Below are 11,777 nucleotides of genomic sequence, written 5' to 3'. Positions count from 1 at the left end.
GCGGATAGCCTTAGGCGTTCTCCTCTTCTCTGGAAGGGCAAGCCGTGAGATACGCGCACATCGTCATCCGCCTGTTCGCAGCCGCCGCTGTCGTGACCACCGTGATCGCCGGAGTGACGGGTCCCGCGGCCGCGCACACGGAGCTGAAGTCGTCGACGCCCAAGGACGGCGCGACGGTGGAAAAGGCGCCCTCCCACGTCGAGCTGGTCTTCACCGAGAGCATCAATCGCCAGTTCGTCACCATCGTGGTGACCGGCCCGGGCGGGCAGAAGGTCGCCAAGGGCAAGCCGGGCACCAAAGGGCCCGTCGTCACCCAGCCACTGACCGCCGATCTGCCCAACGGCCGTTATGCGATCGCCTTCCGCGTGGTGTCCTCCGACGGTCATCCCGTCAGTGGGGAGCTTCACTTCACCCTGAAAGCTGCCGCGCCCGTACCCTCGGCGACGCCGACGACCGCGAGTCCGGCTGCCGGCCCGTCATCCGCCGGGGTGGCGACCCCCGCAGGGGCCGCGCCGTCGTCCCCGGCGGCCGGCACGTCGGCGGCCGCCTCCTCGTCGTCAGGTGGCGGGTGGACCGCCGCACTGGTCGCCGCCGTCTTGGCGGTGGCGGTAGCCGCGGGGACCCTGGTCGTGCGCCGGCGGCGGCGAGGCGCAGCAGAGTCGTGATGCTGCCGGGCCCTCGATGCGGCGATGATGCCGGTCCGGCGGACCCACGCGCGCACCGTCTCAGCCACGGCTGTGAAAGCGCAGGTGTCTCCCGGATGCGCGTCAGCGGAGACGGCGCCGGAAGGGTGAGGGGAGAGGCGGGGCGGGCGCGAGTCGCACGCGCACGTCCACGGCCACCACTCCGCCTGGCGTCACGATGACGGGGTTGAGGTCGAGCTCGGCGATGTCGGGCTGGTCGTCCATGAGGCGGCCGACGCGGACGATCTGGTCGTCCAGCGCGCGGACGTCGGCTGCCGGGCGGCCCCGGTAGCCGTGCAGGAGCGGCGCGCAGCGCAGCTCGCCGATCATTCTCCCGGCCTCCGCTCGGTCGATCGGCGGCACGCGGAAGGCGCGGTCGGCGAGCAGCTCTGTGGCCACCCCGCCGAGCCCTGCCATGATCAGTGGCCCGAACGTCTCGTGCGCGACGCCTCCGATGATCATCTCGGTGCCCTCGGCGGCCATGGCCTGGACGATCGCCCCCTGCATGGCGGGGCCGAGGCGGGCGGACATCTCCCGGTACGCCTGCCGGATCTGCTCAGGGGTCTGCAAATTGAGCCGGACGCCGCCGACCTCGGACTTGTGGACGAGCCGGGGGCCGGTCGCCTTGAGCACGGCGGGCAGTCCGGTGAGCGCGGTGGCCTCGGCGGCGCTCTCGGGCCCGTTGACGGCGACGGACTCGGCGACGTGGACGCCGTAGGCCGACAGCAGGCGGGCTGCGGTGTGTTCGTCCAGCCAGCGTCCCTCGGGATGGGCGGACAGGTCCGCGGCGACGACGCGGCGGGCGAGCGGCAGATCGATTCCCGGTGGTTCCTCCGGTGAGGTCACCGGCCGGACGCGCCGGGCGGCGTACCCGGCCGCCTGGGCGAGAGCGTGCACGGCCTGCTCGGGGAAGGCGTACGCGGGCACCCTCCCGTCGATGAGCTCGTCGTGCCCGGCCAGGCAGGCGAGTACGGGCTTCGCCGCATCCGTGGTGGTGGCCGCGATCGCTTCCCTGGTCTCCTCCAGGCCCGAGCCGAACGGCGGGGTGTAGACGATCAGGACAGCGTCCACGCCCGGGTCGGCGAGGACGGTCGCGATCGTGAAGGCGAAGTCGGCGGCGTCGGCCTCGGCGGTGAGATCGACGGGGTTGCCGACGGCCGCGGCCGGGCGAAGACGGGCGCGAAGCGCCTCGGCGGTGGCGGGGCGCAGGTCCGGCACGACCAGGCCGAGCCGCTCGCAGGCATCCGCGGTCAGCGCCTGCGGGCCGCCGGAGTTGCCCACGATCGCCACCCGGGGGCCGTCCGGCAGCGGCTGGAAGGCCAGCAGCCGGGCGGTGTCGAGCAGGTCCTGGACGCTGTCCTCCCTGATCGCGCCGCATGCGCGTAGCAGCGTGTCCACGGCGACGTCGGGGGTCGCCGCGGCGGCGGTGTGCGAGCGGACTGCCCGGCTCCCCGAGGCGCTGCGTCCGCTCTTCACGACGACGATCGGTTTACGGGCGCTGATCCTGCGGGCGATCCGGCCGAACCTGCGCGGGTTGCCGAAGGATTCCAGATACAGGGCGATGACGCGGGTGGCCGGATCGTCTTCCCAGTATTCGAGCAGGTCGTTGCCGCTGACATCCGCCTTGTTCCCGACGGAGGCGAAGGAGGAGACGCCGAGGCCGAGTAGCCCGGCGCGTTCGATCAAAGCGGCCGCGACCGCGCCCGACTGCGACATCAGTCCCAGTGGCCCCGCGGGAGGACGTCCGGGCAGGAAACCGGCGTGCAGGCGGGCCGCCGTGTTCACGACGCCGAGGCAGTTGGGGCCGATCAGCCGCATGCCCGCCTCGCGGCAGACGCGTAGCAGTTCGCGTTCCGCCTCGCGGCCCCCGGCCTCGGCGAAGCCGGCGGTGAGGACGACCAGGGCGCGCACCTGGTGGCGGGCGCACTCGCGGGCGACGCCGAGCACGGCGGAGGCCGGAACGGCGACCACGGCCAGTTCCACCGGCCCGGGCAGTGAGGCGAGGCCGGGATAGGCGGCCAGGCCGCACACCTCGGCGGCCCGGGGATTGACGGGGTAGATCGGCCCGAGGAAGCCTCCGTCGACCAGGTTGCGCAGCACGCGATGCCCCACGCGCGCCGGATCACGGCTGGCCCCGATCACGGCCACCGAGCATGGGGTGAACACGTGCGCGAGGGAGCTGCGCTCCGCCTCGTGCGCCCGGGCCTCGATCTCGGCCACCAGGCTGTCGGTGGGCCGGGTGGCGATGCGGATCTCCACCTGCCCCTGCTCGTACTGCTTCTTCACCGGCAGACCGAGATCGTTCAGGACGCGCAGCATCGCGCGGTTCTCGGGCAGGACGGTGGCGACCAGGTCCTCGATACCCGCGTCCGCCGCGTCCAGCGCGATGTGCTCGAGCAGCAGCGTGCCGAGCCCTTGGCCGTGCACCAGGTCGTCCAGCAAGATCCCCACCTCGGCCTCCGGCCTGTCCGGGTGGGGGATGTATTCGGCCACGCCGACCATCAGGCCGCGGATCAGGGCGACCAGGGCGTGGCCGGGGTATCGCGGGCCGGTGATCCGGTCCATGTACACGTGGGCCGAGGTGGTGCCACCGGTGAAGAACCTCAGGTACGCCGAGTGCGGGGAGGATCTGGCGATCAGTGCGTGCAGGGCTTCCCGGTCAGATGGGCACAACGGGCGGATGTGCGCCACCCCGCCGTCACGCAGGAGGACGTCACATGCCTCGGCAACGGTTCGAGCCATGCTCCCAGCGTCGGCCACCGCCGGGCACACCTCCAGGGGCCTCCTCCCCCTCTCGGCAGGGACCCTGGTCCCGAGCCGGATGCCGCCCCCCGCCATCGTTTACGCGCGGATGCCGGCCGGCGTGGGCACCGTGGCCCGGAAGCGGCACCTCGCCCTGGCCGGTCAGCACCCCTCCCGGTACGACGGCCGTCTCACGCCGCGGCGTCGGCAGGCCGAGCGCTGTCACCGAGTTCGCGTCCGCCGATCTGCAAGGTGCGACCCCTGCGGGGGCATCACCCCAAGCAGGTGGAGGTGAACAATGGCTCGGTTGCGTGACTTCCTCCAGCGGTTCCGCCCAGCGGGTGTACCCGGCGCCGCGGCGCCCGCCGGCGTTCCGGCCGACTACGCGGTCGACCAGGCCGCCGAACTCGAGGCGGTCTTCTCCGCCCTCGAGGAGACATGGGCGAGGTGCGCTCATGAGCGGCTTCGTGCGCGGTCCAGCGCGGAGGAGACGCGAACTCGCGCACGTGCCCAGGCTGCCGCCGTCCTGTCAGCGGCGCGGCTGGAGGCGGAGGCGGCGCGGGCGGAGGCCGCCTCGGCCGCTCGTCGGACATCGGAGCAGGAGAGCGATGCTCTCCTGCGAGACGCCACGGGCTCTGCCGGCGTGATCCGCCGGCGTGCCGCCGCCCGCATGCCGGAGATGGTCGCCCGGGTTGTCGCGGAGGTGCGGTCCCTGGCCCGTGATGTGCCATGACCGCTTCCTGGGTCTCCGGCTCCACCCGGGCCAGAGCGCTGGTGCGTCGCGGCCTCGGGCTCCGGCGGGCCCGTCGGCTCGCCGCCTGCGGCTCCGCCGCCGAGGCGGTGGCCATGCTTGCACGCACCTCCTACGGGCACGATGTGCGGCCCGATCAGAGCCTGCCCGACGCCCAGCGGGCCGTCCTCGCCACACTCGCGTGGCATCTGCGCGTCCTCGCCGGCTGGCTGCCGCGGGAGGGCGGGCAGATGACGCGCGTCCTGGCCCGGTGGTTCGAGATCGCCAACGTGGACGAGCTGATGTGCCGCCTGACCGGACGGCCCGCCGAGCCCGAGTTCGTCCTCGGTTCGCTGGGCACGGCGTGGCCTCGGTTGCGGCGGTGCGGGTCACTCACCGACATCCGGGCGACGCTGGCCACCTCCCCGTGGGGCGATCCCGGCGGTTCCACCCGTCATGAGATCCAGTTGGGCATGCGCCTGGCCTGGGCGGAGCGGCTCGCCGACGTCCTTCCTCCCGCCACGCGAGGCTGGGTCATGGGCGCGGCGGCGTTGCTGGTCGCCCGTGAACGGCATGCGGAGCGTCGTGAGCCTTCTGCCGGAGCACGCGATCGCTGCCGGGCCCTCCTCGGCCCGGACGCCGTGGCGGCGATGTCCATCACGGAGATGACCGGACGCCTTCCCTCGGCCGCCCGGTGGGCGCTGCTCGACATCGAGGACCCCAGCCGGTTGTGGGAGGCCGAACGGCGCTGGTGGAAGCGCGTGGAGGAAGACGGCCGTGCTCTGCTGACGGGATCCGGTTTCTCGGCGGGCCCCGTTGTGGGGGCCGTCGCCGTGCTGGCCGCGGACGCCCGCAGGGCGCGGGCCGCGCTGGAGCTGGCCGCCAGGGGAGGCACCGCCGATGTCCTCATCTGACCGGCCCCACGTGACCTGGCGTGAAGCTCTGTGGCCCGTCCGGATGGAACGGGTCGCGATCGTGGCTCCCTGCCCGGCTATGACGGACGTACTCAGGCAGGTGGGGGGCGCGGGGGTGGTCGAGCTGTCCACGCCTGCCGATGCGCCGCTGGAGACCGTGTCGAAGGAGGCCGTCGTTCGCGATGACGTCGCCGCGCTCGCCGGCTGGATGCCCACCACGCTGGTGACCGAGTTGTCGAGCCGCCTGGCGCCCCACGGTGGCGTGGTCGTCCAGATCTCCCGGCCGGCGGGCGTCGAGGCGCCGTCCCTGCTGCGGTCGAACGGTCTGCGCGGCTTCCTGTCCCCGGTCGTCGCCACGTACGGAACGGTGCCCTACCGCGACATCGACCCCACTCCACTGGCGGCCGCCGCCTACATGGTCATGTTCGGCATGATGTTCGGCGACGTCGGCCACGGGACGCTGCTCCTCGTCGCGGCGGCCTGCCTGTACTACCGCCGTCCCAGGTGGCTGGCCAGGTTCCGCCGAGCGTGGCCGTTCGTCCTCGGGGCGGGTCTGACGAGCGTGCTCTTCGGCCTGCTGTACGGCGAGTGCTTCGGCCCGACCGGCGTCGTGCCGATGCTGTGGCTGGAGCCGCTCACTCATCCCGTCCAGCTTCTGCTCGCCGCCCTCGGCGTGGGCGCGCTGCTGCTCGGCGGCGCCTACGCGCTCGCGGTCGTGAACCGGTGGCGTGAGGGGGGATGGCCGGTCGCGCTCTACTCCTCGGCCGGGATCGCCGGTGGGGCGGTGTTCACCGGACTCGGCCTGGCCGCCGCCGGATGGTACGGCAAGCTGGATCTCCTCGCCGTGGCCGGTGGCCTGATCGCCGCCGCAGGTCTCGCGCTGGCCTTCGCCGGTTTCCTCGCCGAGGCCGGCGGCGGTGCGAGCGGGATCGCCCAGGCCGCGATACGGCTGTTCGACCTGGTCGTCCGGCTGGGCGCGAACCTCGTCTCGTTCACCCGGCTGGCCGCGTTCGGCCTCACCCATGCGGCCATCGGCTCCATCGTGTGGACGGGCACTTCCAGGTTGTGGGCGGGCCGCCCGGTCGCCGCAGCGATGATCTTCGTTGTGGGCAACGCGCTCGCACTCACGATCGAGGGGCTCGTGGTCGGCATCCAGGCCCTGCGCCTGGAGTACTACGAGCTGTTCTCCCGGCTCTTCCAGGCCGAGGGGCGCCCGTTCCGCCCCTGGCATCTTCCACCGACATCCAGGGAGGCGAGGCCATGTCCGTCTGGATCAGACGAGGCCTGCAGGCCGTGAACGCCGTCATCGTGCTCGCCGCCCTCGTTCTCCTCGTTTCGGCGCTCACCGCCGCCGGCGCCCCGCGGGCGGACGCGGGCGCCCCGGCCGCCGCTCGGGCCGTGAACGGGACGGCGCTGCTCGGCGCGGCGATCGCGGTCGCCGGCGCGGCGATCGGCGCGGGCATCGCCGTCGCCTACACAGGCGCGGCAGCCCTCGCCGCGATGAGTGAGCGGCCCGAACTGTTCGGCCGGGCCATCGTCATCGTCGGGCTCGCCGAGGGCATCGCGATCTACGGTCTCGTCATCGGCGTCATCCTCATCGAACGGGCGTGACCGGGCATGGGGACCGTGGCAGTCATCGGGGAGACCGTCCGCGTGGCCGCTTTCGGCCTCGCGGGCGCCCTGGTCCGCCCCGCCGAGGACGCCGAGGCGGTGCGTGAGGCATGGCGAACCCTGGAAACCCACGTGGCCGTGGTGATCCTCACCCCTCGGGCGGCCGAGGCCCTCGGTGACGCGGTCGCCGGTGCGGCGACCGGCGGGCCGCTGACGGTGGTGATGCCGGATTGATCGCGATGCGGGACGTGCTGGCACCTGTGGCCGAAGCCCTCCTGCGGCAGGCACGGCTGGACGCGGACGCCGTCATCCGTGCGGCCGAGCGCGACGCCGCCCAGACGATCGAGGACGCGCGACGGCAGGCTCGCGAGATCGTCGCCGCCGCCCGGGGACAGGGGGAGGCGGAAGCGGAGGCGTACTCGGCCGCCGTGCGCGCACGAAGCGCGCGACAGGCCCGCGGCATGGAGCTGGCCGCCCGGCGGGAGGCGCTGGAGGAACTGCGCAGGCGGGCGGGCGTGGCCGTACAGGCGCTCCGCGACGACCCCTGCTACCCGCGGCTCGTCAAACGCCTGGGCGAACTGGCCCGCGAGGCGGGCGGCGACGACCTGGTGGTGCGCGAGCACCCCGACGGCGGCGTCGTGGCGGAGGGGCGGGGCCGTCGCGTCGACTGCTCGCTGGAGGCGCTGGCCAACCGGGCCGTCGATGCCCTCGGAGCGGAGGTGGAACGCTTGTGGGCACCGTGACGCGGGTCAACGGCCCGCTTGTCGAGGTCGAGGGCCTGACCGGAGCGGCGATGTTCGAACTGGTCGCCCTCGGACCCCACCGCCTGCCCGGCGAGATCATCGCCCTGCGCGGGGACCGCGCCACAATCCAGGCGTACGAGTACACGGGCGGGCTGGCCCCCGGCGACCCCGCCCGCCGCGGGGGCTCGCCCCTGTCGGCGCGACTGGGCCCGCACCTGCTCGGCGGGGTGTTCGACGGACTGCTCCGCCCGCTCGGCGGGGCGGGCATGTGGCTGGACCCCGCCGCCCCGCCGCCCGCCCGCGCCGCCCGCGCTGGGCGCTCCTGGCCGTTCAGGCCGCTGGTCGAGGAGGGCCGGACGGCGGCGCGCGGGACACCGATCGGAAGCGTCGACAGCGGATCGTCGCCGCCCTACCTGGTGCTCTCGCCCGGTGGTGCGGTGTCGCGGGTCCGGGAGCCGGGCCCCTGCCCCTCCGGGGACCCGGTCGCGGTCGTCGGCGGCGTTCAGGTGACCCTCGGACGCGAACAGCCGGTGCGGCGGGCCCTGCCGTACGACGTCCGTCATGAGGAGCCGGTCCCCTTGACCACCGGGCAGCGGGTCATCGACCTGCTGCTGCCGGTGTCCCGGGGTGGCACGGTCGCCGTTCCCGGCGGCTTCGGCACCGGCAAGACCGTACTGCTGCAGCAGATCGCGAAGTGGTGCGACGCCGACGTGGTCGTCTACGTCGGCTGCGGGGAGCGCGGCAACGAGATGGCCGACGTCGTCGCCGAACTGGGCCGGCTCACCGACCCGCGCACCGGCGGCCGGCTGGCGGACCGGACCGTCGTGATCGCGAACACCTCGAACATGCCGATGATGGCCCGCGAGGCCAGTATCTACACCGGCGTCACGGTGGCCGAACACTTCCGCGACATGGGCTACGACACCGTGGTCATCGCGGACTCGACCTCCCGATGGGCGGAGGCCCTGCGGGAACTCGGCTCCCGCAGCGGCGCGCTCCCCGCCGAGGAGGGCTACCCCGCCGATCTCGCGTCCGCGCTCGCGGCCTTCTACGAACGGGCGGGACGGGTGACCACGCTCGGCGGCGCCACGGGGTCGGTCACCATCATCGGCGCGGTCTCCCCGCCCGGAGGGGACATGACGGAACCGGTCACCGCGCACACCCAGCGGTTCGTCCGCTCCCTGTGGACACTCGACCGCGACCTCGCCTACGCGCGCCACTACCCGGCGGTGTCCTGGGCAGGCTCCTTCGCCCGCGACGCGGGCGCGATGACGGCCGCGGTCCCCGGCGCCGCCCAGCGGCGTGGCCGGGTGAGCGGCCTCCTCGCCGAGGCCGACCGCCTGACCGCACTGGCCGAGCTGCTCGGAGCCGGAACGCTCCCGGCCCACGAACGCATCGTCCTGCTCGCCGGACGCCTCATCCGGGAAGGCTTCCTGCAGCAGAGCGCGCTCAGCCCTCGTGACTCCTTCTGCCGGCCGGAGCGCACGACCCTGATCGCCGACGCGCTTCTCGCGGTCGTCGACCGCTGCCAGACCCTTGTGGAGAACCAGGTGCCGGTCGCATGGATCGAGCAGCAGGACTTCTCCCCGATCCTCCGGGCCAAGGAGGCCCCGGAGGAGGAGATCGCGGCCCGGCGGGACACGGTGCTGGACGCATTGGAGAGATCGCGATGACGGTCTGGGCGCCCGTGGAGTACACCGACGTGGCGGAGCTGCGCGGTCCGCTGGTGATGGTCCGCGGCACCAGGGGCGTGGGCTGGGACGAGTACGCGTCGATCGAGCTGGAGACCGGAGAGCGCCGGCACGGTCTCGTCCTGGAGGCCGATCACGATCTGGCCGTCGTCCAGGTCTTCGAGGGAACCGCCGGAATCCGGGCCGAGGGCACCCGGGTGACCTTCGCCGGCCGCCCGATGCGGATTCCCGTCGGCCCAGGCTGGCTGGGACGGGTCTGCGACGGAGGCGGCCGGCCGCTGGACGGAGGCCCCCCGGTCGCCGGGGCGGCCGACGCCGCCGTGAACGGCTTTCCCCTCAATCCCACCCTGCGCGAGCCCCCGTCGGAGCCGGTGCTGACCGGAATCTCCGCCATCGACCTGCTGACCACGCTGGTGCGCGGTCAGAAGATCGCTGTCTTCTCCGCCGCCGGGCTGCCCCACCTGAAACTCGCCGCCCAGATCGCCGCTCAGGCCGGTGCCGGCGGCGAACCGTTCACCGTCGTGTTCGCCGCCATCGGCCTGACGCACGCCGACGCGGCGACCGTACGGGACAGATTGGCGGAACGGTCCGCCGCCGGGGAGCTGACGCTGCTACTGAACCTCGCCGACGACCCCGTGATCGAACGGATTCTCACCCCGCGGCTCGCCCTGACCATCGCCGAACATCTCGCCTTCACCGTGGGACGCCACGTCCTGGCGGTGCTCGCCGACATGACCAGCTACTGCGAGGCGTTGCGGGAGGTCTCCGCCGCGCGCGGGGAGATTCCCGCCCGGCGGGCCTACCCGGGCTATCTCTACAGCGACCTCGCCTCTCTGTACGAACGATGCGGACGGGTGCGGGGGCGCCCCGGGTCTCTCACCGTGCTGCCGGTGCTGAGCATGCCGGCGGGGGACATCACCCATCCGGTTCCCGACCTCACCGGCTACATCACCGAGGGCCAGATCCTCCTGAGCCGGAACGTCTCCGCCTACCCGCACATCGACCCGCTCTCGTCTCTGTCGCGGATGATGCGGGCGGGAGCAGGACCAGGTCGCACGCGGCCCGAGCACGTCGATCTCGCCGCACAGATCATCGCCGCTCTGTCCCGTGCGCGGCAGGCACGGGAACTGGCCGAACTCGTCGGAGAAAGCGCCCTCAGCGCCGTCGACCGCCGTCACCTCGCCTTGGCGGAGGCGTTCGAACACCGGCTGCTCGCGCAACGGGGAGACGAGCTCCGCTCACTGGGGGAGACCTTCGACCGTGCCTGGGACGTCGTCTCCATGCTGCCTCGCCGGGAACTGACCATGCTGTCGTCCGACGCGCTGGACGCGGGCTACCGGGAGGAGAGATGAGACTGAGCGTTCCTCCCGGCAGAGCCGGGCGGCTGTGGCTCCGGCGTCGCCTGGTCGTCCTCCGGCACGGACTGGCCGTACTGGACCGCAAACTGCGAATCCTGCGGCAGGAGCGGGACCGCCTCGCCCTCGACGCGACACGCACCGGCCGGGAGTGGGAAGCGGCCTGCCGGGCCGCGGAGGCCTGGTCGCTGCGCGCGGCACTGCTCGGCGGCCGGAGGGTGATCCGGCTCGCCGACGACGGGCGGCTCGCCGAGGTGCGGGTGGACTGGGTGGACGCGATGGGAACGAGCTATCCCGGCCGCACCTCCTTCCAGGCGCCAGAGGAACCCGGCCCGTCCACCCCGCTCCCGCTCACCGCTGCGCTCGTACCGACCCGGGACGCGTACGGCATCGCGCTTCGCGCCGCCGTCGAGCATGCCGCCGCCAAGGAGGCCGAGCGGATCGTGTCCGCGCAGGAGGAGGCGACCAGCCGCCTGATCCGCGCGCTCCGCGACCACATCCTTCCCGGCGTCGAGACGGCGCTGACCGAGGTCGAACTGTCCTTGGACGAGATGGAGCGAGCCGACGGCGCCCGGGTCCGCCGCGCGATCGCCTCCCGAGAGCCGCGGCAGCGGTGACGACCGACCGGGAGGCGGTCCTCCGGCTGCATCGCCGACGTGGGCCCCGCATCACCGGCGGCCCTCGGTACGGAGGTCCCTCGGTTGCGGGACCTCCTGCCCTAAGCAGTAGGGGCGAACCCGGCCAGGCTGAATAGCGGCGATGGGGGTGAGCCATATGCTCACGTTGAGCGTCATCAAGGCCGGCACAGGGGGTTCGCCGGCCACTGCGGCGTCCATCCCCGGCTGCCGGCCGAGGCCCGGCGAGAGCGCCCCGGCGCGTCACGTGATCCGCAGACCCCGGTCGGCTGCGGGACCGAACAAGCCCATTGGGGAGAGATGAGGCAGCCATGAAAGCGGCAGTCGGCGACCGATTGATCATCGAGAGCCGTCACCTCGACGGGCCTCGCCGCACCGGCATCATCACGGGCCTCCAGCACAGCGACGGGTCCCCGCCCTATGTGGTCAGGTGGTTGGACGAGAAGCACGAGACTCTCATTTTCCCGGGCCCAGGTGCCCACGTGGAGCACCGTCGCGAATACGGAGAGCGCGGTAGGTGACAAGACGCCTCCGGGTGTTTCACCGTAGAAGCGCCGGATGCGGGGCCCTGCCGCCTCCGCCGTGTCAGTGCCGGGGGAGAGGCGCGTCGACGTCGCCCGCGCGCGACGTCTGTTGCCGGTGAGATGCGGCAGATCCGGCGCGGCCCCGAACA

General features: G+C 73.1%; 12 protein-coding genes. 11 read left to right on the top strand and 1 reads right to left on the bottom strand.

The features are described from left to right. The first annotated feature begins 44 nt into the window (after positions 1 to 44). Positions 45 to 665: a copper resistance CopC family protein gene (locus HHX30_RS35730; RefSeq protein WP_169987992.1), complete on the top strand. Its 621-nt coding sequence runs from the start codon at positions 45 to 47 to the stop codon at positions 663 to 665. 102 nt (positions 666 to 767) lie between these two features. Here HHX30_RS35730 and HHX30_RS35725 read toward each other — a convergent pair whose 3' ends face one another. Next, positions 768 to 3,425 carry a GNAT family N-acetyltransferase gene (locus HHX30_RS35725; protein ID WP_169987990.1) on the bottom strand — a complete coding sequence of 886 codons (2,658 nt, stop codon included), beginning with the start codon at positions 3,423 to 3,425 and terminating at the stop codon, positions 768 to 770. 298 nt (positions 3,426 to 3,723) lie between these two features. Between HHX30_RS35725 and HHX30_RS35720 the strand changes: the two genes are divergently transcribed. From HHX30_RS35720 to HHX30_RS35675, 10 genes are all read left to right on the top strand, one after another. Further along, the gene (locus HHX30_RS35720) at positions 3,724 to 4,158 is read left to right on the top strand and encodes a hypothetical protein (RefSeq protein WP_169987988.1); all 435 of its coding nucleotides are present in this window, start codon (positions 3,724 to 3,726) and stop codon (positions 4,156 to 4,158) included. Further along, entirely contained in the window at positions 4,155 to 5,069 is a 915-nt protein-coding gene (locus HHX30_RS35715) for a hypothetical protein (RefSeq protein ID WP_169987987.1), read from the top strand. Before HHX30_RS35720 ends, HHX30_RS35715 begins: the two co-directional genes overlap by 4 nt. Positions 5,070 to 5,148: 79 nt before the next feature. Next, on the top strand, positions 5,149 to 6,366 hold the full coding sequence (locus tag HHX30_RS35710) for a V-type ATPase 116kDa subunit family protein (protein ID WP_211593171.1): 1,218 nt from the start codon (positions 5,149 to 5,151) through the stop codon (positions 6,364 to 6,366). Then, positions 6,330 to 6,680 carry an ATP synthase subunit C gene (locus tag HHX30_RS35705; RefSeq protein WP_169987985.1) on the top strand — a complete coding sequence of 117 codons (351 nt, stop codon included), beginning with the start codon at positions 6,330 to 6,332 and terminating at the stop codon, positions 6,678 to 6,680. Before HHX30_RS35710 ends, HHX30_RS35705 begins: the two co-directional genes overlap by 37 nt. A 15-nt stretch (positions 6,681 to 6,695) precedes the next feature. Continuing rightward, entirely contained in the window at positions 6,696 to 6,914 is a 219-nt protein-coding gene (locus tag HHX30_RS35700; RefSeq protein ID WP_211593169.1) for a V-type ATP synthase subunit F, read from the top strand. Then, a complete protein-coding gene (locus tag HHX30_RS35695) occupies positions 6,911 to 7,423 on the top strand; it encodes a hypothetical protein (RefSeq protein ID WP_169987912.1) in 513 nt (170 codons plus the stop codon). The genes HHX30_RS35700 and HHX30_RS35695 overlap by 4 nt, the downstream gene beginning before the upstream one ends. Beyond that, entirely contained in the window at positions 7,411 to 9,096 is a 1,686-nt protein-coding gene (locus tag HHX30_RS35690; RefSeq protein ID WP_169987981.1) for a V-type ATP synthase subunit A, read from the top strand. Before HHX30_RS35695 ends, HHX30_RS35690 begins: the two co-directional genes overlap by 13 nt. Further along, the gene (locus tag HHX30_RS35685) at positions 9,093 to 10,466 is read left to right on the top strand and encodes a V-type ATP synthase subunit B (protein WP_169987979.1); all 1,374 of its coding nucleotides are present in this window, start codon (positions 9,093 to 9,095) and stop codon (positions 10,464 to 10,466) included. Before HHX30_RS35690 ends, HHX30_RS35685 begins: the two co-directional genes overlap by 4 nt. Beyond that, a complete protein-coding gene (locus tag HHX30_RS35680) occupies positions 10,463 to 11,086 on the top strand; it encodes a V-type ATP synthase subunit D (protein ID WP_169987977.1) in 624 nt (207 codons plus the stop codon). Before HHX30_RS35685 ends, HHX30_RS35680 begins: the two co-directional genes overlap by 4 nt. A gap of 329 nt (positions 11,087 to 11,415) precedes the next feature. Further along, positions 11,416 to 11,625, top strand: a complete 210-nt coding sequence (locus tag HHX30_RS35675) for a DUF1918 domain-containing protein (RefSeq protein WP_169987975.1) — start codon at positions 11,416 to 11,418, stop codon at positions 11,623 to 11,625. Positions 11,626 to 11,777 lie beyond the last annotated feature (152 nt).

The organism is Microbispora sp. H10836, assembly GCF_012999525.1.
GTDB lineage: Bacteria > Actinomycetota > Actinomycetes > Streptosporangiales > Streptosporangiaceae > Microbispora.
The sequence above is the reverse complement of the archived record's forward strand: the minus strand, read 5'-3'. Positions and strand labels throughout refer to the sequence as shown.

What these genes read in the sequence shown, in the direction of transcription:
- HHX30_RS35680 (WP_169987977.1), top strand. Translation starts at nt 10,463, where the DNA reads ATGAGACTGAGCGTTCCTCCCGGCAGAGCCGGGCGGCTGTGGCTCCGG.
- HHX30_RS35675 (WP_169987975.1), top strand. Translation starts at nt 11,416, where the DNA reads ATGAAAGCGGCAGTCGGCGACCGATTGATCATCGAGAGCCGTCACCTC.
- HHX30_RS35685 (WP_169987979.1), top strand. Translation starts at nt 9,093, where the DNA reads ATGACGGTCTGGGCGCCCGTGGAGTACACCGACGTGGCGGAGCTGCGC.
- HHX30_RS35725 (WP_169987990.1), bottom strand. Translation starts at nt 3,425, where the DNA reads ATGGCTCGAACCGTTGCCGAGGCATGTGACGTCCTCCTGCGTGACGGC.
- HHX30_RS35720 (WP_169987988.1), top strand. Translation starts at nt 3,724, where the DNA reads ATGGCTCGGTTGCGTGACTTCCTCCAGCGGTTCCGCCCAGCGGGTGTA.
- HHX30_RS35710 (WP_211593171.1), top strand. Translation starts at nt 5,149, where the DNA reads ATGACGGACGTACTCAGGCAGGTGGGGGGCGCGGGGGTGGTCGAGCTG.
- HHX30_RS35705 (WP_169987985.1), top strand. Translation starts at nt 6,330, where the DNA reads ATGTCCGTCTGGATCAGACGAGGCCTGCAGGCCGTGAACGCCGTCATC.
- HHX30_RS35715 (WP_169987987.1), top strand. Translation starts at nt 4,155, where the DNA reads ATGACCGCTTCCTGGGTCTCCGGCTCCACCCGGGCCAGAGCGCTGGTG.